Origin of the sequence: Paraburkholderia sp. BCC1876 (genome assembly GCF_902833695.1) — a bacterium.
Classification (GTDB): Bacteria; Pseudomonadota; Gammaproteobacteria; order Burkholderiales; family Burkholderiaceae; genus Paraburkholderia.
Genome location: NZ_CADFGI010000008.1, coordinates 249258 through 271329, shown reverse-complemented (window position 1 = coordinate 271329; position 22072 = coordinate 249258). Strand labels below are relative to the sequence as shown.

The window sequence follows — 22072 nt, the reverse complement described above, 5'->3', positions numbered from 1 at the left end:
GGCGCACGAGTCAAGGCAGCCAGACGGAGTTGATGGGATGCTTCGGGTAGACAGGTAGCGAAAAGCTACATATTGCGAAAAGCTACAGGTAGCGATCAGCCGTCAATGCGCGTGCCGTCGGCCGCATACTGGTCGTTGTCAGGGATGCACACATGCCGGATGTGCCGGATGCGTTTCTCTGCGTTGGCCAGCGCAATCTCGCGGGCGTCATCAGTATCGAACTTGCGAGCAAATTGCACCTCAAGCGTTCGCACCCAGAGGCGATCGTATTGCGTAAGACATCGCACCAGACTTCCGGCAAGCGGCCGGGTGATGGTCAACTCGATTTCTTCATATTCCATACGCAGTTCGCGGGCGTTGTGTTTCTCGACCCATGCGATGGCCTTGGTGAGCCATTCGGACGTCTCGCGAAGCGCGGCGTCGAGCGCGCGGACCTTGCCCTTGCGGGCGACGGCCATTTTCGAGGCACAGAAGTTGTAGTCGGACCGGATGAAGTCGCGGGCGAACTGCGAGCTGTAACGCAGAATCGTGCGCGCGTTCGACTCAGGAATGATCCTGTCGATACGTGAATCGCTCGTCAGTCGTGCGATCGGCTTCAGGCCTGTCCCGCTCGACTGGCTCACTGGCCCGGGTGAGCCTGTCTGCATCACCACAACCGCAGTGCCCATCGCAGCGGTGGACCCGATGGACGACTGTTGGGCGTCGTCCTGACTGGAAGGCGGGAAATCCGGATCGGAAGAAGTATCTAGAACGGCGGCCATTGCTTTCAGGTGTGGTCTCTCTCACCGGCCATTGTGATTGACTAATGTCTGAGCAATCAAACCAAAAGCTACGCTGATTTCATTGTCTTTCCGCGGCTCGACGCTTCGGTTTCACGCCATACTGGCTTCATTCCTGGCGTCTCCGACGCATCGACCTCGACTCCCTAACCCGGAGTCCATCTTCTGTACCAAGCCGTGCCTTTGGGCATGCTCCGGCCAGTTCGCTACTGGTGTGGAATCTCTTCTGATGAGCGCCTCGCCCGCGCTCCCCGTCTTTCAGCCATGAAACTCGTTGCCGGCCGCATTCACTTGCGCCGCGACATCGTTCGAACCCGAAGATTCGGGTGTTCTCTCTCCAGAGCCCATTCGGGTAGAACGATTGAAGTAGGCTGATCCGTGATCCTGCGGCGGAATGCATTTTCCGAAAATGGGCTGTTGCGCAGCGTGACCATGCTGCGCGGGAACGACCTAACGTTCCCGATTGTGAGCCTCGCGGCTCCCTGGACACCACATCCCCGGAAGGGATGTGGTGTCTGGGTCATTTCATACCGAATACCGAAGCGCGTTCCTCTGACCGGGGAGCGCGCTTTTTTTTTGTCCTGTGATTTTCTCTTTCCCTGACCACCGGAGGTTTTGTGCTGCTTCCCGACCGTCTCAACGCGCGTAATGCCGAATCGATCAGCCGCACGATCGATGAGGAGCGCGCCTGTGCAGATACCGCTTCGCCAGCCTGGCAGCAGCGGTGCGAGGTTGCCCGGATCGCCGCGTATAGCGACCCCAAGCGCCGCGTCTTTCTTTCACACATTGCCGAAGTCCGCGGAGAAGCGGCTGCAACGGAACTGGCGCAGTCGGCCAGTGAGTTGCGCACGACGGCAATCTTCTTTCTAGCGAGGAAACCTTCATGAACGCTGTTCTCAGTCTGTCCGGTGCCCCTCCCCGGAGCATCGTCGAAGAAAGGGCATTGCGCCCGCCGACCATCGGCAAGATCCGGCCCGGCATCAAGGTGATCAAGCAGGCGATCGCGAATGAGAAGCCGGAAGCCGTCGCCCTCTATCGGGAGATGGTCGCCGCAGGCGACTCGTTCGAGACAATCGAGAAGACGCTCGAATCGCGGTTCCGTCTCAAGAATGCGTTGATCCCGCGCAACGTGCCGTATTTCACGTGTCGCCGCTCGGACTTCACGAATCCCGATGTGGCTGACGAAATTCTCCGCCTCTACGGCGAAGATCGCGGGCAGGGGATGAGGCTCTATCGGTTTCCGGTGCTGTTCGCCTTCAATGACTGGATGGGCAATCTTCCCAACCAGATGGCCACGTGGGGCGCTACCGGCCGGAAGTTCTATTCCGAGTACGGCGGCGACGGACAGCGATACTGCAGGACCTATGCTGAGGTGGAACGTGACTCGCGCGCGCAACGCGCGAAGCGTTCTTTCGGCGGCCGGGACATCATCCTGCGCAAGGACGGTGACATTCCTGACGGGGTGTGCAATCCGGAGCAATGTCCGCAGTACCAGTCGCGGCAGTGCAATCTCTCGGCAAGTTTCATCTTCGCGGTGCCGGACATCAAGGGGCTCGGTCTGATCGAGTTGCCGACCAACAGCATCTACGTCCTGCAGAAGGCGTACTCGGCCATGCAGACGGTGGTGCTCGCACGCGGCAGGCTGACCGGCACGCGGTTCTGGATATCGAAGCGGGAATTCGATATCACGCGTATCGGCGAACACGGCGAGCCCTTACGGGCAAAGCAGATGCTGACGGTGCTGGATGCGGAGATCGACATCGCTTCGTTGCTCGATGGTGCCGACGATACCGAACCGGCCCTGGAGTTGGCCAGCCGTGCAGTCGCGCTGGTGGAGGCGAACGGCAACGTTCATCCTCTTCACGCCGGCGGCGGCATTGCGATAGCCGATGCTGATCCGGATCCTCAGGAAAAGGCCGAGTCTGTGCCGCAGCAGACGCCAACGCGACACGACGCCACGTCAAAGCCGGATGCTACTTCAACCGGCTCGTTGCTCGCGCACGTCATGAGCCATGCCGGTGGGCAACCTGACACCGGCCCGGCGCATGAAACGCTTGAGGAGAAGCGGCACCGCCTGGCGGATCTGCTTCAACGGCTTGGCCTGAACGCCGACGACCGTAAGCACGATTTCCGTGTCTACGCTCACGCGCGATTGGGCCGCGGCTGGACCGACCGGCCGCAGGATGTCGATGCGATGAACGCACGGCTCGAACAGGCGCTCACGGACCGCGCCGCGCTCGACAGGGAAATCGTCGATGCACGGCAGCAGGCGTTGCTGATCTGACCGCTTCCTCACAACCTTTGCCAGCCCTTCGGGGCTGGTCACCTTTCCGACGCGAGAACATTTCAGCAAGCAGGCTTGCTCAAGTGCTTTCGACGGCGCGCTCGCGCATCGAAACCAGCGCCGTGATTTACGGCCATTTTCTGTTACCCGGTGACCCGTACCCCTAATCGCTTCGGCGAAATCGGCGACGGCTCTGAGCCCATTTACATTTTTGGAGAAAAACATGCTTTTGATTTCCCACAACGATCTGCTCCGTTTGCTCTCCGACACGAACAGCGTTCTACACGACCGCGATTACCGGAAGCCAGTATCACGCGGATTGCTTGAGACGATGTTGCAGGCCGACGGATATCTCGCGCCGGACCTTGTTCCGGTCGCGCATGCGTTTCTGGTAAGCATTCGACGTGGCTGTGAAGAGGTTGGTAGTTTCTTCCTTAATGAGGCGGCTCTTAATGACCTCATCGGAAATCTAGCCGAGTGCGGGGTGGAGTCGGAGCGCTACGAAACAGAAATCTACTGTGCTGAACAGCGTAGAGCGTTCATTTCGACGACGAATGGGCGTCGCGGGTCGACCACGTGAATTAGCAAGCGCTTGCGGGCCCGGTAGGGCACAAAACGCTTCGGAATTCCTTCCGATGCCCAATTTTTTCTGGAAGCCAAAGTCGACTCGCTGAGTCGCGCACACGATAGATGGCTTACGGACACGCATTACGACAGCTGGTATGGCTATCTGTTTACGTCATCACGTCCGGCGCGATTCCCCCTATTTTTTTCCGTGTGCCAGGCTATGGCGATCACTCAATGAGGCTGCCGATGGCGGCCTTTTTCTTTTATGGAGACGACCTTGAAAATCGCTCATTTTTCTGACCTGCATTACGCGCCGGACAACCTCGCCGAATCGGACCGCTGTTTCAGTTTCGCCGTTAAAGACGCGATCGATCGCCGCGCGGATGTGGGTGTCATTTCGGGCGACTCGACGGATCATCGACTCGACGCGCACGCGCCGGCGCTGCACGCGCTGGCCAGCCAGATCCACCGGCTGGCCGCAACGATGCCGGTGATCATGCTTCAGGGCACGTTTTCGCACGAGCCTCCGGGCACGCTCGATAACTTCGCGCTGATGGGAAGCGTGCATCCGGTCTTCATCGCGGACCGCGTCTGCCAGGTAGCACTGGTCGATGGTCATTTTCTGGCGTCGCATGGTCCGGTCTTTTCGGCCGACGAGTTGCGCGATCTCCTCGCCGTGCCGCCGCAGGCTGTGTTCACCTGTCTTCCCACGGTGAACAAGGGTCAACTCGCGGTGAGCGTTGGGGCGACCGCTGCGGCGACGGAACTGGGAGACGTGCTGGCCGCGTATCTCTCCGCGGCCGGTCGGGTCAATGCTGCGTTGCGCGAAGCGCGCATTGCGACCATCGGGGTATCGCACGGCACCGTGAACGGTTGTACGACCGAACACGGCGTCACGATGGCGGGGTTCGATCATGAGTTTTCGCTGACGGCGCTGTTCGAGGCCGGATGTGATGGCTTCATGCTTGGGCACATCCACAAGGCGCAGCAATGGGGCCGCGAAGGCAGGCTTGTCGCGTATCCGGGATCGATCGGCCGGTTTCACTACGGCGAAGAGGGCGACAAGGGTTACCTGCTATGGGACGTTGAACCAGGCCGCGCAACGGCGGATCTGGTCACGACGCCCTCGCGGCAGATGCTTAGCGTCGAGTTCGACGGTCCGCCGGATATGAAGAAGCTTCAGGAGATCGCAGGTACCGCGGGCGACAAGTTCGTCCGCGTTCGCTGGCAGATCGACGAAGAGCATCGGCAACTGGTGGATCGGGAGGCAATCGCCGCGATGTTTGCTGGCGCTGCGGGGCTTAAGGTCGAGCCACGGATCCTGCCCGTCGTTCGCAGCCGTGCCCAGGGGATCAGCCTGGAGACGACTGTCGAAGGCAAGGTGATCCGCTGGTGCGAGCTGTCGGACGTCGCGCCGGCGCCGGTAGTTGATTGTCTCCAGCTTCTTGAGATTGGGGACGCGGAGGCGATCGCGGCCCGCGTTCTGGCGGATATCGACAGCGCACCTGCGGCGCCAGCACTCAGCCTGGTTCAGGCGGTCGGGATTCTGGATCAGGAAGCTGTGCCTGACGGTGTGTCTGACGTTATGCCTGACAAGCAGGAGCGGGTACCGGTGACTGGCGCAGAACCGGCGGCGGAAGTCGCATCTGCGTCGCCGTCGCTTGCCTGGCTTTCCGATGATCTGTTCGCGGCCTGAGGCCGCATTTTCGTGTGAGCGGCCGGTACGGCGCTCACACGCGGACACCGCCGTGTTCCGATAGCCCGTCCGTTATCCGGGCTATCGAAACAGGGTTCACCCCGCGTCTTCGACGCATCGATCGCAGTCTGCTGCATCCATTTTCTTTCTGACCCTGGCGGGGAGCGATCCCCAACGGGAGCACTCCGCCGTTTTTCGTGGAGTGTGACCATGTTTGGACTGTATCCCGCTGGCTCGAGCTGGGTCCGGCATTACAACGCAACCGTATCTGCCCGCCTGCTGCAGCAGGATCTTGTGACGTACGCAAGATTCACTGCCGGCATTTTTCATCAACCTTTTGGCGTCGAACGCGGCGCCGTGCTCGCTCAACGCGACTGTTGTCTCGTGCTCGCGCACTCGACCGGCTGCGATCAGCCCGGCATCGTGGTTGTTCCTGATGTCGAGATGCAGAATCTCCTGTGGTCGTTCAACTCAGGCTACGCCAACCAGTGGAGTGGGCGCGAGCTCAAGGCGCTGACTGGCTGCGACGACTGGGATCGCCTCATCAGGCAGGTCACGTCGCAATTCTCGCAAGGCTGCGACGACGTCGCGAAGGCGGTTGCCGGGAAGCTGGTGCCGGCGCCTGCAGTCGAGGTATCGGCCGGCGTTGAAGCCCCCGATCCGGTCGTCCCGGCGTCGTTTTACAACGATGACGATGCGCCGTGCCTGCCGTCGGACTATCTTCACGATTCACCCGAGCCGGAGGTGCCGTCATGCGGCCGCTGATCCTGACGCTTGAAGGGTTTTACGGCGTTCGTGACGGGATGAAGCGCGAGAGCGTCACGCTCGATCTCGAATCGTTGCCGACTGGTCTGATTGCATTGACCGGTGCGAATGGCGCAGGCAAATCCACCCTGATGGACAACCTGCATCCGTACCGGATCATGCCGTCCCGAGCAACGAAGCTTTCGGTCGACGCGTTTTCGTACTGGGACAATATTTCTGGTGCGCAGGCGAGGAAGGAATTCGAATGGGAGCACGATGGTATCCGGTACCGCTCTTCATTCGCTTTTCGCAAGCCCGGCAAGGTTGGCAAGGCCGAGTACTTTCTCGCATGGCGCGGCACCGACGGTACGTGGCAGCCGTTCACGCTGCCGGACGGGACTGTCTCCGACGGCAAGGGCGAGACCTACGACCGCTGCGTCGAGGCGATCTGTGGCTCGCTTGAATCGTTCTTCACCAGCGTTTTCTGTGCGCAGAACCGACGTCCGCTTGCGTCCTACAACGCGAGCGAGATCAAGGGGTTGCTCGCTGAAATGCTGAAGATCGATCACCTGCGTGCGCTGTCGGCAAAAGCTGCAGAGGTTGCAAAGGTGCTCACGCGATCGCTCACGGCCGTGCAACAGGAAATCGTTGCGCTGTCCGGAAAGCGTGAACGGAAAGCGCAGACCGAACGTGCGATTGCAATTGACGAGAGCTCGCTCGTGGCTGCCCGGACGGAGCGCGATGCGCTGCAACTGGGCGCAACAAACCTGTCCACCCAACGCGCCTCCCTTGTCTCGAAACAGGGCGAGAACGCGACTGTCGAGACCCGACTCCGGGAACTGGCGACCCGTCGCAATGAGCTATCCGGCTCGTTGCAGACGATCTCCACTGAGCAGACGACTGCCACGCAGCGAGCGGACCAGCGACGCGTAGTGATCCGGCAGACCATCGCTGGACACGACGCGACGTTAAAGGATCGCGATGCAATCGCCGGCGCTGCCGCCGCGCGCGACGAAGCAACGCTGCGGATCAGCCGTGAGGAATCACGCGTCGCGCCGCTGCAGGCGGCGATCGCCGATCTGGACGCCAAACGCCTGTCGCTCACCTCGGTGACATCCAGTCTGCAAGGCCTGCAGTCTCAGGGGACGTCGCAGGCGGCTTTGCTCAAATCGTTGCAGCAACAGGCAGCGGTGGTGAGCGAAGTGCCGTGCGCGGGTCATGCGATGCACGCTACCTGTCCTCTTCTTGCACAGGCGCACAACGCCTCGGCGCAGGCTGCGGAGCAGGTGATCTCGCTGCAGAAGCTTCGGGAGAGTTTCCGGGCACATCGTGAGCAATCTGAGCTGCTGACCCCCCAGGTTGCACAACTGGCGGCGAAGCAGCTTGAGTTGCGAACAGCGACGGACGCTCTTGCGACAGCGCGCGCGGATCTTCAGAAAGCGACTGAGCTCGCGGCACGCAAACCGTTGCTCGATGCCGCCGCCTCCGGTCTTGACGTCGCCCGGCAGGAACTGGCGACGATGGAGGCGGAGGAACTGGAGAGTCGAACCCGCCGGGAGGCGGAAACGACCCGGCTGACCGGCCTGTTGCGTGAGGTTGAGGCGGAAGTCTCGCGCCTCGCCGCGGTGGACGTCTCGGCCGCGATCGCGGAGCTTGATCGTCAGCTGACGGCCGGTCGCGAAGCGATTGTGGCGCTCGACGCCAGGATCGAAGTACTGATCCGCTCCCATGCGACGCGGCAGGCCGAATGTGACGCGATGACGAAGGAGCTTGCCGGATTCGACGCAACGCAGTTGCGCGCCGACCGCATCTCTGACGCGATCGCCCGGTGGAAGCTGACCGCGAAAGGTCTGGGCAACGAAGGCGTTATTGCCCTGACCATTGACGATGCCGGCCCGGCACTCACGCAGAAGGTCAACGACCTGTTGCTCGCGTGTTACGGCATGCGCTTCACGGTCGAGATCCAGACGCAGAAGTCACTGGCCACCGGCGAGATGCGCGAGGGATTTGAAATCCTCGTGCACGACGCCGACAACGACAGCACCAAGGCGGTATCGGTGATGTCGGGCGGCCAGAAGGTCTGGATCAACGAGTGTCTGACCCGCGGTATTGCGCTGTACCTGGCGCAGAACGCTGGCCAGCCCTACCAGACGTTGTTCAGCGATGAATCCGATGGTCCGCTCGATCCGCAGCGCAAGGTGCAGTTCATGCGGATGAAACGCGAGGTGCTGAAGCAGGGCGGCTATGAGCGGGAGTTTTTTATCTCGCAAACGCCCGATCTGGTTGCCGAAGCCGATGCCGTGATCGACGTCGAGGCGCTTGCCGCGTAGACGTTCAATTCTTTAACTCTGTGGGGAACGCTCCCCACAGGGGCGTTCCTCGTCCATTTTTTTCGAGGCACGCAATGCAATCGAAATTCAATCTTTATGCACGCACGTCGGCAGTCACCGTCGCCGTGCGGCCGGCAAAACCGCGCGTCGGTACGAACCACTCGTATGAACTGAATGGCACGCTCATGCATGACATTCTGGTCGACGGTGTGTGGCTCACCCGCAGCGCGGTGCCGGCTGGCAATGTGCAAAAGCGCGCTGCCTAGGCGCAACCTTCACCCGCGCGCCCTTCGGGGTGCGCGTCATTTTCTCTCCATGTCCAACTTCCTGATGCTGTTGCTCGCTGCGGCGGGCTCCTCGTCGTTGTGCGCCTGTTCGGCCAACGCCCCTGTTACCCAACCCTCAATCCGTCCGGCGATCGTTGTCCATCGGCCGAAAGGCGAAGAGGGCGACTTCGTGATCTGCAAGGATGGCCAGGTGCTGGTCTTCACGACAGCGCACCCGAAAACCTGTTCCTGACGCGGTTTCCGTGTTCGGTCCTTTTGTGCCCCGCCTTCGAGAGAAGCGGGGCTTTTTGCGTATACGCTAAGGAGAACTCTCATGAAAAAGCAGATCCTCACTGCGGCGATCGCCGCTTCGCTGCTCACCGCCGGCGGTCTCATGTATGTGTCGCCGGCGGCCGCCGCTGGCCACGCCGAGATAGAGGTGGCGTTTTCGCCGGATGGCGGCGCCGAGCGACTGGTCCTGCGCACGATCGACCGTGCCCAGCGATCTGTTCGCGTGATGGCTTACACCTTCACGTCGCCGGCGGTTGTGCGCTCGCTGCTTCTGGCGAAACGCCGGGGCGTCGACGTGCAGGTGACGCTCGACTACCGGAGCAATATTGACGAAGACCGCAGCGGACGATCTCATGCAGCCATCGGCGCGCTCACCTATGCCGGTGTGCCGGTTCGCCTGGTACGTGCGTACCCCATTCAACACTCGAAATATATCTGGACGGAGACATCGGTTGAGACAGGTAGCTACAACTACACCCAGCAGGCAGCGCGCGCCAATTCCGAAAACGCCGTTGTGATTTCCGGTGATGACACCGTGATCCAGAAGTTTCTCGCGAACTGGACGCAGGTGACTTCGCTCGGCGAGCCGTACCGGCCGCAGTAATCATCGCGCCGTAGCCGGCGCTTCATCACTCCACCCATCACTTCAACTATCTACCTTTGCGGGGCACGCTGTCCCGCAGGGGATCGTGTTGCCGCTCGCACAACCCATGCGGAGCTTTTGATGACCTATTCATGTAGTGATTTTGCTAGCGACGTCCAACGGTGTCTGGTGGACTGCGGCGCCCTTCCGGAAGACGCGATCGCTGCCGGCGACATCGGCGATCAGGCCGATGCGTGCATCGCCGCCATCGTCTCGATGAATTGCCCGGCGGCGAGCGCGCTTTTTTCGCGCGAGCTGCTCGAGTCGGTCGAGACGATCAGCGGAATCGCGGAGCAATTCGGTAACGAGGCCGTGGTGACACTCTTTTATCTGCAGACCGCGATCCTTCGTGGCACCCATGTCGAGCTTGATCCGCGCGATGCGGAGATCGCCGCGTTTGTGCGAGCGCTGCCGTCCGGTAGCAGATGGATGACTCACATCCGGATGAACCACGGCTGAGGTCGCCGTCGGCGTGCGTGGTTTTCGCTACAAGGCGTCGCCATCCCAATCGGGAGTCTGTGATTGATTTTCTCTTGACCCCGCCCACGCGTTCTTCGGAACCGTGGGCTTTTCTTTTTGCATGAGTACGGTGATGACGCCGGGGCGAAACGTTACCGAAGGCCGACCGGCGCATCCTCGAAGACCTTGAGGAGATCCGCCTTCACTTCCGACAGGTCGAGAAGCTTGCGCGCCCGCGTGAACGCGACGTAGGCGAGGCGCGCTTCGTCGTCAGCGAGCGTCGTGCGGCCGTCGTCTTCTGCGCGGAAACGGAAATCGCCCGTGACCTTCACGCGATCCCATTCAAGTCCCTTTGCGCGGTGGATGGTCGATACCACGTAGTCGGCCTCTCTTTCGGACGATACGCGTGCGAGCAGCTCGCGCAGATAGTCGGTGCCGTGGTTGTCGATCAGCATGACGGCCGGCAAAAGGTCTCGTCCGGCCTGGCTTCGCGCGTACTCCTGGACGTCGCGCCACGACTCGAACAGCGTCAGCGATGTGGGTTTGTGGGCACGCTGGCCGCGCATCAGGCGGTCGGCGCAGTCGGCAAATGCCAGAATCTCTTCAATGTTCGCGCGTACCGCGACCTAGTGTCCGGCGGCGAGACCGTTCGCAAGGATGCCGATTACGGTTATGTTCTTCCGGCAAAGCACCGCGTCGACGTCTGGCCGCTCGTCCGGATCTTCGACCAGGATGGATTCTATGCCGGGTCGGCCGCGCACGGGAATCGACTCGCCGAACAGTTGCAGGACACGCGTCGCAAGTGCGGCGAGGGTGCGCCCGAAGCGGAATGACATGGTGAGCGCGCACTGACTCGCCTGGATATGTTCCATGGCGTTGACCGCGCCCCGCCACTCATAGATTTGCTGATAAGGGTCGCCGGCATAGATCACCTGTGCGTGGCGTTGCCGGCGCAGCACGGACAGCATCAGACCGTCACTGTCCTGCGCCTCGTCGATGAGAATGAAATCCGCGCCAATGGTCGGCTTCGACTGCTCCCAGAGTTTCAGATAGACGTCGGGCGTGATCGCGGTCCGTCCATGCGGATCAGCGCTCTCGGCCCAGTGACGCGTCACGTGCGGCAATAGCATCGCACGCAACTCCTCGGCGGCCACCTCCTCGATTTTGTCGTCGACGGGAATGTGCCATGCCACCGGCGCGGATTGCGCGGACCGGCAGAATCGGGCACTGCCGTCTGCCACCATGCGTCCAATCTGGAAGGCCGATAGTTCGACCGTTTTTCCGATGACGGTTGGCACCTTGAGCGGCCCCAGCCCGTATCGACCAGCGAGATGATGGGGCGGCTCCTTGGCGAGGTTCAGCCGCGCGGTAAGCGCCCGATCGCTCGCGGAGAAGGCGAGCGAATGCCAGGTCTGAGTCGAGACGTTGGAGGGGAATCGTTTCTTCGCGTCGACCACGATATCCTTGTTGAACGCCAGGTACTTGCCGCGGCGAGCCGACAGCCGCTCAGCGATCATAGTGAGCGTAGAGGTCTTCGTCGCGCCCGCGTAGGCCTTCAGTTTCAGGTGTTCGCCGGTGACGGCGGCGTCAATCGCGGCGAGTTGCTCGTCGGTGGGTTTGAGGGATGAGGAGGTCATTGTCTGGAGGTTGATTGGACACCTTCCAGCTTACGTGCGCGCGGCGCGTGTCAAGATGTCCGGTAAGTCAGTGTCGGTCAGTACATGATCGGGCGGCGCGGAGAAAGCGCCAGAAAAGCGGCACGCTATTGCGGCGCGCCGCTGGGTCCTTCGAACGGCGGGTGGGTCGCCTGCCGTCACCGGTTACACGATAGCGTCGGCAACTTCCTGTGAAAGGGGTTGCGGCGTCGCATGCGCAGTGTGGACGCGCACGCTACCGGCGATGGCACGGTCAGAAGCGATCGAAAATTCTTCCCGGAATCGACCACCGGCCGCCAGCACCGGCGTCGAGTCGAACGGCAACCCGCGCAGCAGGTAATCGTGCAGGTCGAATTCCAGCGCGAACTCGAACACCCCGCTCGGATCTTCGATCGCAACGCGGATCGAACCGACGCGTATCCCGGTCAACTGCTCGGCGACGATGCGGTTCAGGACATGGTCGCGGGCGGTTAGCGAGGACATCGGACTGACGAAAGACGGGTCAAGCTGCCGCAGATGGATCACGGCGAGCAGCTCGGGCGTGTTGGTGAACGCAATCCGGTACTGCATGACGGCCGGTGAGCCGCTTTCGTCCGGGTAGATGAGATCCATAAAACTTCCCTGATAAGCCATAGGGCGCTCCGTTGATGGTTTTACGCGGCAGGATAGACGCGCAAAACCAGCCTACGGAGTGCGAAGCAAAGTCAAGATCTTGCAGAAGAGGTCGGGGGAGAATCAGGGGACGGCGAGCGTAGCCCGCAGGCGGATAACGGTGCGCTGGCTTGCCAGCCCGAGAAACCGGCTCACCTCATCGTTGGTTCGGCCAGCCAGCAGCAACCGACGCGCAAAGGTATTGCGCAGCACACGCGGGCTCATATCGGGCGCGGCGAAGCCGATCGCTTCTAACGCTTCGCGCACGATCGCGCCGAGCAGCACGTCGTTGATCGGCTTGTCCTCCGTGCGAGGTGCCGGAAAGAGCACGGCCGTTTGCGCGGCCGAACGTGATCGTCGCCAGGCGATCAGTGCGGGTACGCTGAAAGCTGGCAACGAGACGATGCGCTCAAGGCGAGGGCCGCGCTTGGGCACGCGCAGATGCGGCCGCGTGTCGTCGAGAATGAGATGATCCCCGCATGTCGAGCGCAGTTCCGCAGCCGTAATGCCCGCGCCGAGCAGCAGCGCCACGACGGCCCGGTTGCGCAGCATCCGCGCGTCATCGCCGGCATCCGGCTGCGCATGCGCCTGCAGGGCGGCGTCGGCCGCAGCATTGAGAAAGAGTGGCTCGGGTTCGTCGTCCGGCCATTCGGCGGCCGCAGCGAACATCGCGGCAGGATTGCTTTCGCGCACACCCACGTCGACCAGGTGGCGGCACAGCCTGTCGACGAGCTTCGTATAGCGAAGACGCGTGGTGGTGCCGGGCGCGCAGCGATTGTCGACGTCGTTGAAGAACGTCTCGAGGTGGTCGGGCCCGAAGCTGGCCACCGTCGTACCGAGCTGGATCAGGTGCCGGACAAACCGCTCAAACATCGCAGTGTGCTGGACGATCGAGCGCTGCGAGAACGGGCGGCGATCCGCGCCAGCCGCCTCGCCGGTCTGCCATTCACGATACGCGTCATGAGGCAGTGCTATCCATCGCGAGCGGATATCCATATCTCGAACCTTATATACTGGATTGGCGTCGCCCCTCCACCTGGCGAATCTCCGATCCGCCAGCCTGTCTACAGGGGGAGGGGGTGCTTCCTGTCCCATACTCGGCCGCCATCGCACGCAGGCAGGCTTCCGGGCCGCCAGTCACGATACGCGAACTGCAGGCGAGCATGAGATTGACTGGCAACCCGAAGTCTTCCACCAGAAAACCGCGCTCGCAGACGCGGCCCGCTCCCGTCATCGTCGTTGGAACGTGACGGAGGAGGGGAGTCGCGCAGTCACGATAGCCCCATATGTCCTTGCCTGATGCTGTGGCGAAGCCAATTTCGAACGCCGTGCCGCTGTCCGGCTCGCCGGCGCCCCGAAAGTCGGCCAGATTGGCCATGACGATGTCGGCCGCGCCGATCGCCGCGATATTGGCGCGATAGATCCAGGCCGCGAGTTCGGCCCGCGGGAGACCGGTAGGTGCGACCGAGTCCAGCGGAAATGTTGCGTCGAAGCCAAATCGCGCGCACAGCCGCTGCAACGAGCGACCGTAGTCGGCTGCGTCAGTCCTGAAGACATCGAAGCCGGCGAGGTAAATCCGCTTGCGCGTGGCCGCGCGCGTATCACTGTTCATTCGGTTATGAGAAACGGCTCGCGCTTCTGACCCGCTAACCACAACGGAACCCGGCCGCGGCCGCTCCAGGTGTCGCCCGTTTCCGGGTTCCTGTACTTTGGCGTGGCCGGCACGGCTGAACCTTTGCGGCGCTTGCCGAAGACGTCCTCAGCAGTAAGGCCGAACTCAGCGACGATGTTCCGTACGGTTTCGAGCGCTGCGGCCGCTTCTCCGCGTCGCGCCTCCTCGATCAGCCGTTCCAGATCCCGCTTCTGTTCGAGCAATTCCTTGTATCGTGCCATCGTGCGAATCTCCGTTTGTAAGTGGTGGCCCGATTTTAACTGGATGCAGGCGTTGTCAAGGCTGACAACTCCGACACTTGGCTTATCCTTTTGTTTTACGAATTTTCCGGTGCTTCAGTACACTTCGCCGTTGACCAACAGACCGGCTGCGCAAGCTTCAAATCGGTACCGGCGATGCCTTCATCGTATTTTTCGACCATGAGCGCGGCCAGAGCCGGAGTCTTTGCCCCACGCGCTACATCGCTTTTGCGGCCGTCAGCGTAGGTCTGGATTTCTTCGATCAACGATACGTCTGCCATTTCAATTCACGCTCTTGTTCGGGCATCCGGCCTCGTGCGGGGCGCAGCTCGCTCCGACTTTCCTATCCAAGTTCGATGACACCCGATTTCCAGCGCTCGTGCTTGCCGAGCGTCTCCTGTTCCGCAGCGTCCGCGACCTGCAACAAAGCGTTGGCCAACGCTCGCAGATCCGCAGGATAAATGTCTTGCCCGTTCCCCATCGCAGAATCGAGTGTGACGAGCGGCGCACCGTGTCGGTCTTTGCATAGCCTGTATTCGAGTCGCTTCATGCCGTACCTTCCTTGTCGCGGCCAGCGCCGCTTTTCCTATTCGCGAATGGAGCAGGGCTAGCCCGCATACGAAGTTCTGACGAAATCGGCCAAAAGTGCGAAGCCGATCGAATACGCATGAAGGCACATCGGCAGCACCATTCCCAGTGTTCTAACTCGCGCTAAGCCGAGAATGATACCCATCAGAAAGATCGTAACATCCGATGTCAGATACACGTACGAGTGCATGTGCGTAAACCAAAGCGCAGTGAGAATCACCGCAACGAAGGCCCACACAATACTCTTCCGGAATGGGAAGAACGAGGCCAAAAAGTGCCGAAATGCGAGTTCCTCAACAATGGGAGGCAAGCACAGCAGGGATCCAATCAGGAAGCTTGTCTGAGTCGGCGTCAGCGAGCGAAACATGCCCTCCATGATGGGCTCGCGCGGCTGATGGATCCACACGGCGATACAGTTAGTCGCGACATATAACGCCGAGATCGCGGCGACCCCGACGATGACGTCTTTTGCTCGAAAACTCCCAACGAAGTTAATGGAGTTTGCGAAGTACCGCCTGTGTAGCAAGAACATCGCCCCCAAAAACACCGCGGCTGGCCCGTAATTCACGAGGATCGTGTAGTTCCCGACAGGTGAGCGGGCCAGCAGAATCGCGCCACCGGGCAAGATGAAGAATCGATAGAGAAGGTACACGCAGGGCCCAAACCAGGCCGCTCTGGTAAATTCCTTCGCAAAAAGCCCCCGAGGGCGCTTGGACTGAACCAATGCAGCCACGGATTCTGCCTGATTACTATCCATTTATTGTTCCCCCAACAGCCGGTTTTTTCCGATCAATGGAACACGATAAGCACAACGCCCGCAGCGCATGCGAACGTGACGGCCAACAGCGCCAATTTCGTTCCGATATTCATTTTCAGATTTCTCTTTTCTGCTTTCAATTGCCGCGCGTGGCGGCGATTTTCCGTCTCAATTGACCCTGATGACTTCAAGATCGTACTCAGCCATCCAGTCGGCACCAGCACCGCCGTCGCTCGTCACGACTCCATTGTCGAGCTGACTGCGAATCTGGTCCTCGAACTCATCAAGCGAGTCACAGTCCATCGCTTGAAGTTCTGCGTTCGAAACTTCAATCCTGATAATCATTGTCATCCTTTCTAAGATCGCTTCGCGTACGCGGCTATTCGCGAGCAAAGCCGGTGAATCAGCATCGTTCTAGGCCTCGCGAATATGGCGCATGTCTGCCCCGGCAACGACGAACGTTCCAGTGCTGTCCATGATGCTATCCAACTTTGCTTGCGCGGCTTCGTTATAGCCCAGGTCGGTCAGCGACTCACGTAGCGTCTTCGAGCCGATCGCCGAGGCCGAAGTACCGGCCCCTATCATCACACTTTGCTCCGAAGCGAATCGCGCGTTGATTTCGTGGGCAAGCGCACTCACTTTCTTATCGTCCATTGTGTTTTCCAATGCCGCGCGTGGCAGCGAATGTCCCGTGTGCTTTAACCTGCGGTCTCCACGTCGTAGCGCACGCTCAAGGCCACCGTCGCAAGCGACAGCGCACCCACAATAGCCACCAGGGGCCATTTCCCATGCGTGGCATCCAGCACGGCCGCGGCTAACTGGCTGTAGGGACCTGCTGATTCGGATGCGTGAATCTCTGCGGCACTCGGGATGAAAATTGCGAGGTAAACCGTGGAGAGAATCCCGAGGCCTGCCACGACTCTCAATATTCCGCCCATCCCCGATCGCCTGTAGACGAGAGGTAGTGAAGAGACAATCAAAATGAGTGCAAGCACAAAACCAAAGTCAAATCCTAGTCCGTCCATTTTCTTCCCCGTCAAGCTTCAGGCTTCCGTTGTAGCGGTGTTCGGTCAGCCTACGTCGTTGCTAAAGATACCGGTCTCGCCGCGGCAGATACTCTCTCACGAACCACGGGCCTTCGTTAGGGTAAAAGCTATAGTAAAAAATGGAGCTTTCGACTTTAGACATTTTGAACGGACCGTGTCAAAGCTCGCTAGCCGAAATCTTTCACGCTCCGACTGCGACGGGCCAGCGCCGGCGAGTAGGCCCCACGCATTAACGTCAACGATTTTCCGATGGTTATGCGAATCGGTCGAGGAACGCACGCACCCGGCTCCGACGCGGCGCACTGTCCGACTGGACGCCGGCCACCAATTGTCCGAGCGCCATTCGTGCGGTCAGCACACGTCCAGCAATCTCTGCCTCAATAGCGTCGAGTTCGTCATGATGCTCCGGCGAAAATGTTGCATCATCAAGCGCACGGCTTACGTGATCCCACGCCTGATGAAACATGTCATGCTCGACCTGTAGGCTACGGCTCACGCGATCAAATTCCTGAATCGCTGCCTCGACTAATCGCGCGGCATGGCCGCATTCTTCGCTGTCCACGCGGCGCAATCGCGTCGCCAGATACTGAAGCTCCGAAATTTTCAGCATAACGTCCCCCCTGAATTCCTTCGTATTTTCCGAGGTTTCCCGCTTACCAAACCCCGACAATGGCCGGCGCATCCAAGCTCAGCTTTGATACCTGCCCGAGGTCGTTCATGATGCTCATTTCTCGTGCCATCGCCATGGGGGCTTTGCGATACCACGTCGACGCGACATTAATAAGATCGAGCACATCATTCCTCTCAACGTTTAGCCTCATCAACTCTCTCGTCAGTTCAACGTCGACGTCGAGAAAATAATCCCCCGCTCGCTCCAATGCGTACGGACTCTCCGCCATACTCGCGACCGATTTTTGAAACATCTTGCGATCGCATTTCGAGGTGGAACCGGCATCCTGCATCATCTCTGGAAACAAAGGAGCTGTGAAGTCGATGCACCATCTATCAGTTTCAACCCAGCAATGGAACCCACCATCGAGGGAACTCGATTCAAAATTCTTCGTCGGATCAGCAACGGCAAGGACTACATCGCTTTCGTCCAGTTTGAAGTACGCAGAACCTGCTACAGGTCGGGCCTGAATTCCGTGATACTTCTTCAAGATGAACGCCCCGACCATGCTGAAGAAAACACAACTTTTAGCCTTGTTCTTCCCGAGTTCAACGATGATCCCGTGTGCCACCTGAAAAATTCTCTGGTAATCAACTAGCGTGAGCGGTCGTTGTCCTTGCTTCATATGTATCCACCTATTTTCCGTTGTCAAAGCGTGAGCATCTTCACGAGGCCAACGCCACCGAGAAACAAGACCACTACGGCCCAAGCGGGTAGACCGACCGCAAGGCCAACCGCGCCGCACGCTATGGCAAAGACGATGCCGCTGACGACCTTTTCGCGTTGTATCTCGCGGTACTGCTTTACGGCATTGACGTACTCCGACTCTGCTGCGGCAAGGCGGGAATCGCCTTCGATTCGCCCGGCACGGTACGCGGCGCGCGCGGCGTCGCGGGCTTTCAATGCACGAAGCATGTTCTCTCTCGAAGCGCTCACCATTTCCCCGATGTTTTCGAATGCCACACGTGGCGGCGAATTTTCCGTTGCCTAGCGATCTTCGTTCTGTTCTTCGATCGCGCTCAGGAAATCGCACGGGCCTGTTATGACCATGTGCGATTTGCTGGCACGGCTGTCGAACGCAACACGTTTGTTATCGTGACAGTAGTACGGCATGACCTCTACCGGTTCTTCGTCTTCACGACCCGCGCCAACATCAATCAAATCCTGTTCATCGTCCCATGCGGCATCAGCTTGGGAAGCGTCATGGTAGAGGCGTCGGCGAGCCATATCGACCGTGGCGTTGTACACGAAGTACATCACCGACTTGTCGGGGAACCGAACCGCGCCTGTATATCTCGACATAGTAATTTTCCTATCAATGCGAACCGCTAAAGGCGGCCATGAGAAGCGGCACCGCAAGAGCAACGATCGAAACGATTAACGCAAGAATCGCCACCAGTAGCGTCGAGGTGTTTGTCATGCGCGCGTAATAGAAGCTACGCATCTGTTCGATCATGGCTTCTGTGTCGCGTGCGCCCTCAGGAAACAGCTTCTTAAACTCAGCTTGCACGTTCGCCTCAATAGCCTCATGGAACTCTCGGTTCCAGCTATCGGTCCAGTTGACAAACCATTGGACTATCCGCCTCTTAGTCATGAACTGAATTTCCCTACCCGTTCAGGGTGCATTTGAGCGCGCGTATCGTCGCGCGTTCAGCTTCATTGATATCTTCACCCGGAGCCACGTTCCGCAACAGCGTAAGGGTGATTCGATCACCTTTCCGAACCGCTTCGGCCAGCGCACGGTGTACGCCACGATAGTTGTCCGGCCTGCCCTTGCGGTAAGCCAACCCAGCAAGCAGCCGCCTCACGTTCCGCGCATAGTGCTTGCGGGGCCTGCGACCTCCGGCCGACGCCTTTCCGACGTACCGGCCAAGCAATTCTCCGGTTTGAGCATCGTGGATCTCCCACTGGTAGAGCAGCGGTTGCGTCTCGACGGTGCCGTTCGTGACCACGTGGAAGTCCACCTGCTTTTCCTACTCTGGTTCGTATCCGGGCTGGTGAATCGGATCGGTCGGATGACCACCACAAACTCGACACCAGAACACGCCTTCGGACGATTGATCCATTGGAACGAGCTTATGACCAATCATCTCTCTGTCCTCGTTGTAGTAAAGCAGATGGAGGCAGGGCATTGCGCTCCAATCGATAACTTCCTTCCGAACTCGGCCCACGGGCGGTTTCCTACAGTTCGTCGTTAGCGAGCCACATGAGCGCGCCGTCGCGCTCATTGCCCGCGATGGTGGTCCATGTGCGCCCGTCCTCATCGACCGCGATGCAGCCGGGTTGCCAGTGGTCGGGATTGCGCAATGTGTTCACCCAGCCTTGTACTTCGCCGTTGAACAGCACGACAACGCCACCGCGACCGACGCGCCCTGTTTCTTTCCGCCACTGAAGTGCTGTGTCAAAGGGCGACATGCTGATTTTCCGATTTCAGTTAAGCGGCTTACCGCACTCAGGCTGACCGACCTCGCGGACTTCCATAGCCACCTTGCCATGCTGATACGAGCAGGCAAACAGAACCGGTGCGTCGGGCTTTTCTTCGCGCGTGAGCTTCGCAACCCGCTCGAAGGCGTCATCAAGACTCGGAGCCGTGGCGAGTTGTCCCCTAGCGTTCAACCGGGCCGCATTGCGCAGCGGGAAATCGCCAGTTGCCTCCCACTTGACCGTTCGACCATCGAGTGCGGCCCACCGCGATACCAGCGCCGAAGCCGATGCGTCGGCATCGGTTGCGACGTAGCGACCGGCTTCCGCGTGGGCTGCGACGCTGACTACGGCCAGCAGTGCAAGTGCGACTCTCTTCATTTCGTCAATCCCCTTTTTCCTGCATGTAACTGACAACGTACCCACATGCCACGATCAGTAGGGTGGCAATCGGTGAGGCCACGACGAGCCAGTCGGTTCGATGAAAGGAACTCATTTCTCTTGTGCTTTTGCTTTATAGCGCGGGTGGGTCGTCAACGGGGGGGCTGCGTGACGTTGTCGTTCGGGTGTTTACCTTGTTGCGAGCCTATTCCCGTTCAAGGCGAATTTCGCAGACTTGCGCTTTGTTCTCAATAGCTTTTACCGTACGCCGCCGACCGTCTATCACGACCCCGACTACGCTGCCCTGAGCAAACTCATGTCCACGAAGCCAAATCATCCCGCGTCCACCGAAAAATTCGACCGAGCTAACGTTGGTCGCTGTTCCATCAGCCATCAATAGCTGCACATCAACACGCGAGGTAGGGGTAGCCATCAACATCCTCTCCTTTGTCTGTTCTACGACTAAAGCTGAAAGACTTGGCGCGTCCAATCATCATCGGGACCGAAGGGGCCATGGATCGATTTGAAGCATCCCTTTGACGTTACCCGACGAGCCATGTCCTTTGCCGCCCAATGCACGTAAGTGCGCTTGTCCTTTTGATCATTTTCCGTGGTTATCGTCGCGCTCGGTCGTCAAGGCTCCGAACCGACCCGCGCACACGCGACGGTCCGCCAGCCAAAGAGTGCCGTTGCGGCGCAGACGACGCCCAAACCAACGGCGCCGCCAGGAGGCACTGTGAAGGAGAACGCCAAAGCCAAGAAGCACAGCAGCAGCCCTAAGGCCCCGGCGCTTGACAGCAAAAAGCCTAGTGCGAGCAGTAGCACGCCAGTTGGTCGCAGTTTTATTTGTTGCACACCACTCATGATGGTTTTCCGATTTTCCGTTCTAACGATATCGTTCGGGGCGTTTGATGCAGTCCTGCAGAACAATCGTTTCGATTTCATTCGGAGTCTGACTCTGCATTACTTCCCAAACCGATGTGATGATGTCCATGTGTTGGGTAATTTCACGCTTGGTATGGTCGCGAAGGATGTAGGCCCACGTCCTCTTGCCATAGTCTTCGTCTTGGTCGCTCTGCTTGGCGGCGAATTTGTCGCGATCTTGAGAAACCATGAGCGCGAAATGCGCGCGCTCGTAGCAAAAGTCGGTTGGATATGCCTTCGTCGAGCCGCTTACGCAAAACGCTGCGAAACCAAAAGCCACTGTCGAAAAGAGTTTAAGCACAATCACTCCCCCGTTTTCCGGGCTGGCTGATGTGAACCGACAATACTGTTTGACACAGGGCTCCGTTTCCGATCAGGGACATACCATCGCCGTAGCTGTCGCGCAATACGAATAGAGTTTGACACAACGGCTTCCATGCACGACACCTCATCAAACTTGCGACAATAGTGTTTGACACAACGCGCGCCGTGGACGGCGATCCGAGTGGACCGCAGGACTCACTCGCCAACGGTTCCGGCTTCTGTGTAACCCTCCTCGTTTTGTACCGCACTCACTTGTCGGGTCACCGCAATCCACAAGTCGCTGATCGACTGGTTGAGCTTCTCAGCTTTAAGCTCTAAGCGAGCAGCAAAGCCGAACGGCTCGATCTTCACGTATGGAACATGCAATACGCCTACACGATGGGAAGTAGCCTCGTGGAACGACACCTTGGTGTTGCGAGTGCGAAGCAGTGCGATGGCGACCATGATTGGGCCGTCAACTCCGAGTGCAACGAACGCTGCGCGCAGCGCCTCCGCGTCGTGTTCCCTGATCGATTTTTCAATTGGACCAAATCCGACCAGTCCGTGAGTGTTGTCGATAATCTCCCCAGAGACTATTTCGATCATGCCTCGCTCGGCGACGTGAACGTACGCGTAGCGTGGTACCGACTGGTCGGGGAATTCAGAGCCAAAGGTCCTGGAAGGCGCAGTGCGCCTGGTGCGCCCA

34 protein-coding genes are annotated in these 22072 nt (G+C 59.6%); 10 read left to right on the top strand and 24 right to left on the bottom strand.

Going from position 1 to position 22072, the window contains the following annotated elements:
* Window positions 1-95 precede the first annotated feature (95 nt).
* Window positions 96-647, bottom strand: coding sequence for a DUF1845 domain-containing protein (locus HWY05_RS27115; RefSeq protein ID WP_244146717.1), 552 nt, complete (start codon window positions 645-647; stop codon window positions 96-98).
* A 752-nt stretch (window positions 648-1399) separates the two neighbouring features.
* Between HWY05_RS27115 and HWY05_RS27110 the strand changes: the two genes are divergently transcribed.
* From HWY05_RS27110 to HWY05_RS27065, 10 genes are all read left to right on the top strand, one after another.
* Window positions 1400-1666, top strand: coding sequence for a hypothetical protein (locus tag HWY05_RS27110; protein WP_176060352.1), 267 nt, complete (start codon window positions 1400-1402; stop codon window positions 1664-1666).
* Entirely contained in the window at window positions 1663-3063 is a 1401-nt protein-coding gene (locus HWY05_RS27105) for a hypothetical protein (RefSeq protein WP_176060256.1), read from the top strand. The genes HWY05_RS27110 and HWY05_RS27105 overlap by 4 nt, the downstream gene beginning before the upstream one ends.
* Before the next feature lie 223 nt (window positions 3064-3286).
* Complete coding sequence (locus tag HWY05_RS27100; RefSeq protein ID WP_176060255.1) at window positions 3287-3643, top strand: hypothetical protein; 357 nt, start codon at window positions 3287-3289, stop codon at window positions 3641-3643.
* Window positions 3644-3907: 264 nt separating this feature from the next.
* Complete coding sequence (locus HWY05_RS27095; protein ID WP_176060254.1) at window positions 3908-5326, top strand: metallophosphatase family protein; 1419 nt, start codon at window positions 3908-3910, stop codon at window positions 5324-5326.
* Window positions 5327-5536: 210 nt separating this feature from the next.
* On the top strand, window positions 5537-6091 hold the full coding sequence (locus tag HWY05_RS27090; protein ID WP_176060253.1) for a hypothetical protein: 555 nt from the start codon (window positions 5537-5539) through the stop codon (window positions 6089-6091).
* The gene (locus HWY05_RS27085; protein WP_176060252.1) at window positions 6079-8400 is read left to right on the top strand and encodes an SMC family ATPase; all 2322 of its coding nucleotides are present in this window, start codon (window positions 6079-6081) and stop codon (window positions 8398-8400) included. The genes HWY05_RS27090 and HWY05_RS27085 overlap by 13 nt, the downstream gene beginning before the upstream one ends.
* Window positions 8401-8474: 74 nt before the next feature.
* Window positions 8475-8666 carry a hypothetical protein gene (locus HWY05_RS27080; RefSeq protein WP_176060251.1) on the top strand — a complete coding sequence of 64 codons (192 nt, stop codon included), beginning with the start codon at window positions 8475-8477 and terminating at the stop codon, window positions 8664-8666.
* A 49-nt stretch (window positions 8667-8715) separates the two neighbouring features.
* Window positions 8716-8919: a hypothetical protein gene (locus tag HWY05_RS27075; protein WP_176060250.1), complete on the top strand. Its 204-nt coding sequence runs from the start codon at window positions 8716-8718 to the stop codon at window positions 8917-8919.
* 81 nt (window positions 8920-9000) lie between these two features.
* Window positions 9001-9561 (top strand): phospholipase D-like domain-containing protein, encoded by a 561-nt coding sequence (locus tag HWY05_RS27070; protein WP_176060249.1) that lies wholly within the window; start codon window positions 9001-9003, stop codon window positions 9559-9561.
* A gap of 120 nt (window positions 9562-9681) precedes the next feature.
* On the top strand, window positions 9682-10059 hold the full coding sequence (locus HWY05_RS27065) for a hypothetical protein (protein ID WP_176060248.1): 378 nt from the start codon (window positions 9682-9684) through the stop codon (window positions 10057-10059).
* Window positions 10060-10211: 152 nt separating this feature from the next.
* Here the strand turns inward: HWY05_RS27065 and HWY05_RS38745 are convergent, their stop codons facing one another.
* From HWY05_RS38745 to HWY05_RS26955, 23 genes are all read right to left on the bottom strand, one after another.
* Complete coding sequence (locus tag HWY05_RS38745; protein ID WP_347880819.1) at window positions 10212-10625, bottom strand: 3'-5' exonuclease; 414 nt, start codon at window positions 10623-10625, stop codon at window positions 10212-10214.
* A 60-nt stretch (window positions 10626-10685) separates the two neighbouring features.
* The gene (locus HWY05_RS27060) at window positions 10686-11696 is read right to left on the bottom strand and encodes a UvrD-helicase domain-containing protein (protein ID WP_347880818.1); all 1011 of its coding nucleotides are present in this window, start codon (window positions 11694-11696) and stop codon (window positions 10686-10688) included.
* A gap of 183 nt (window positions 11697-11879) precedes the next feature.
* Complete coding sequence (locus HWY05_RS27055; protein ID WP_176060247.1) at window positions 11880-12347, bottom strand: hypothetical protein; 468 nt, start codon at window positions 12345-12347, stop codon at window positions 11880-11882.
* 102 nt (window positions 12348-12449) lie between these two features.
* Window positions 12450-13361, bottom strand: coding sequence for a site-specific integrase (locus HWY05_RS27050; RefSeq protein WP_176060246.1), 912 nt, complete (start codon window positions 13359-13361; stop codon window positions 12450-12452).
* A 10-nt stretch (window positions 13362-13371) separates the two neighbouring features.
* On the bottom strand, window positions 13372-13977 hold the full coding sequence (locus HWY05_RS27045) for a nucleoside 2-deoxyribosyltransferase (RefSeq protein ID WP_176060245.1): 606 nt from the start codon (window positions 13975-13977) through the stop codon (window positions 13372-13374).
* Entirely contained in the window at window positions 13974-14258 is a 285-nt protein-coding gene (locus HWY05_RS27040) for an H-NS histone family protein (RefSeq protein WP_176060244.1), read from the bottom strand. The genes HWY05_RS27045 and HWY05_RS27040 overlap by 4 nt, the downstream gene beginning before the upstream one ends.
* A gap of 95 nt (window positions 14259-14353) precedes the next feature.
* Window positions 14354-14557, bottom strand: a complete 204-nt coding sequence (locus HWY05_RS27035) for a hypothetical protein (protein ID WP_176060243.1) — start codon at window positions 14555-14557, stop codon at window positions 14354-14356.
* A 62-nt stretch (window positions 14558-14619) separates the two neighbouring features.
* Entirely contained in the window at window positions 14620-14826 is a 207-nt protein-coding gene (locus HWY05_RS27030) for a hypothetical protein (protein WP_134965703.1), read from the bottom strand.
* Window positions 14827-14883: 57 nt separating this feature from the next.
* Entirely contained in the window at window positions 14884-15621 is a 738-nt protein-coding gene (locus HWY05_RS27025) for a CPBP family intramembrane glutamic endopeptidase (RefSeq protein WP_176060242.1), read from the bottom strand.
* Window positions 15622-15789: 168 nt separating this feature from the next.
* On the bottom strand, window positions 15790-15966 hold the full coding sequence (locus HWY05_RS27020) for a hypothetical protein (RefSeq protein ID WP_176060051.1): 177 nt from the start codon (window positions 15964-15966) through the stop codon (window positions 15790-15792).
* A gap of 69 nt (window positions 15967-16035) precedes the next feature.
* Window positions 16036-16275: a hypothetical protein gene (locus HWY05_RS27015; RefSeq protein ID WP_176060241.1), complete on the bottom strand. Its 240-nt coding sequence runs from the start codon at window positions 16273-16275 to the stop codon at window positions 16036-16038.
* 44 nt (window positions 16276-16319) lie between these two features.
* Entirely contained in the window at window positions 16320-16661 is a 342-nt protein-coding gene (locus tag HWY05_RS27010) for a hypothetical protein (RefSeq protein WP_176060240.1), read from the bottom strand.
* A gap of 259 nt (window positions 16662-16920) precedes the next feature.
* Window positions 16921-17277, bottom strand: coding sequence for a hypothetical protein (locus HWY05_RS27005; protein WP_176060239.1), 357 nt, complete (start codon window positions 17275-17277; stop codon window positions 16921-16923).
* A 43-nt stretch (window positions 17278-17320) separates the two neighbouring features.
* Entirely contained in the window at window positions 17321-17962 is a 642-nt protein-coding gene (locus HWY05_RS27000; protein WP_176060238.1) for a DUF2026 family protein, read from the bottom strand.
* A 23-nt stretch (window positions 17963-17985) separates the two neighbouring features.
* Window positions 17986-18252, bottom strand: a complete 267-nt coding sequence (locus HWY05_RS26995) for a hypothetical protein (protein WP_176060237.1) — start codon at window positions 18250-18252, stop codon at window positions 17986-17988.
* 72 nt (window positions 18253-18324) lie between these two features.
* A complete protein-coding gene (locus HWY05_RS26990; protein ID WP_176060236.1) occupies window positions 18325-18639 on the bottom strand; it encodes a hypothetical protein in 315 nt (104 codons plus the stop codon).
* A gap of 13 nt (window positions 18640-18652) precedes the next feature.
* Window positions 18653-18931: a hypothetical protein gene (locus tag HWY05_RS26985; RefSeq protein ID WP_176060235.1), complete on the bottom strand. Its 279-nt coding sequence runs from the start codon at window positions 18929-18931 to the stop codon at window positions 18653-18655.
* A gap of 13 nt (window positions 18932-18944) precedes the next feature.
* On the bottom strand, window positions 18945-19301 hold the full coding sequence (locus tag HWY05_RS26980) for a hypothetical protein (RefSeq protein WP_176060234.1): 357 nt from the start codon (window positions 19299-19301) through the stop codon (window positions 18945-18947).
* Between the two features lie 217 nt (window positions 19302-19518).
* A complete protein-coding gene (locus tag HWY05_RS26975) occupies window positions 19519-19752 on the bottom strand; it encodes a hypothetical protein (protein WP_176060233.1) in 234 nt (77 codons plus the stop codon).
* Between the two features lie 15 nt (window positions 19753-19767).
* A complete protein-coding gene (locus HWY05_RS26970) occupies window positions 19768-20139 on the bottom strand; it encodes a hypothetical protein (RefSeq protein ID WP_176060232.1) in 372 nt (123 codons plus the stop codon).
* A 205-nt stretch (window positions 20140-20344) separates the two neighbouring features.
* Window positions 20345-20572 (bottom strand): hypothetical protein, encoded by a 228-nt coding sequence (locus HWY05_RS26965; protein ID WP_176060231.1) that lies wholly within the window; start codon window positions 20570-20572, stop codon window positions 20345-20347.
* Between the two features lie 453 nt (window positions 20573-21025).
* The gene (locus HWY05_RS26960; protein ID WP_176060230.1) at window positions 21026-21370 is read right to left on the bottom strand and encodes a hypothetical protein; all 345 of its coding nucleotides are present in this window, start codon (window positions 21368-21370) and stop codon (window positions 21026-21028) included.
* 212 nt (window positions 21371-21582) lie between these two features.
* Window positions 21583-21972, bottom strand: a complete 390-nt coding sequence (locus HWY05_RS26955) for a hypothetical protein (RefSeq protein ID WP_176060229.1) — start codon at window positions 21970-21972, stop codon at window positions 21583-21585.
* Between the last annotated feature and the right edge of the window lie 100 nt (window positions 21973-22072).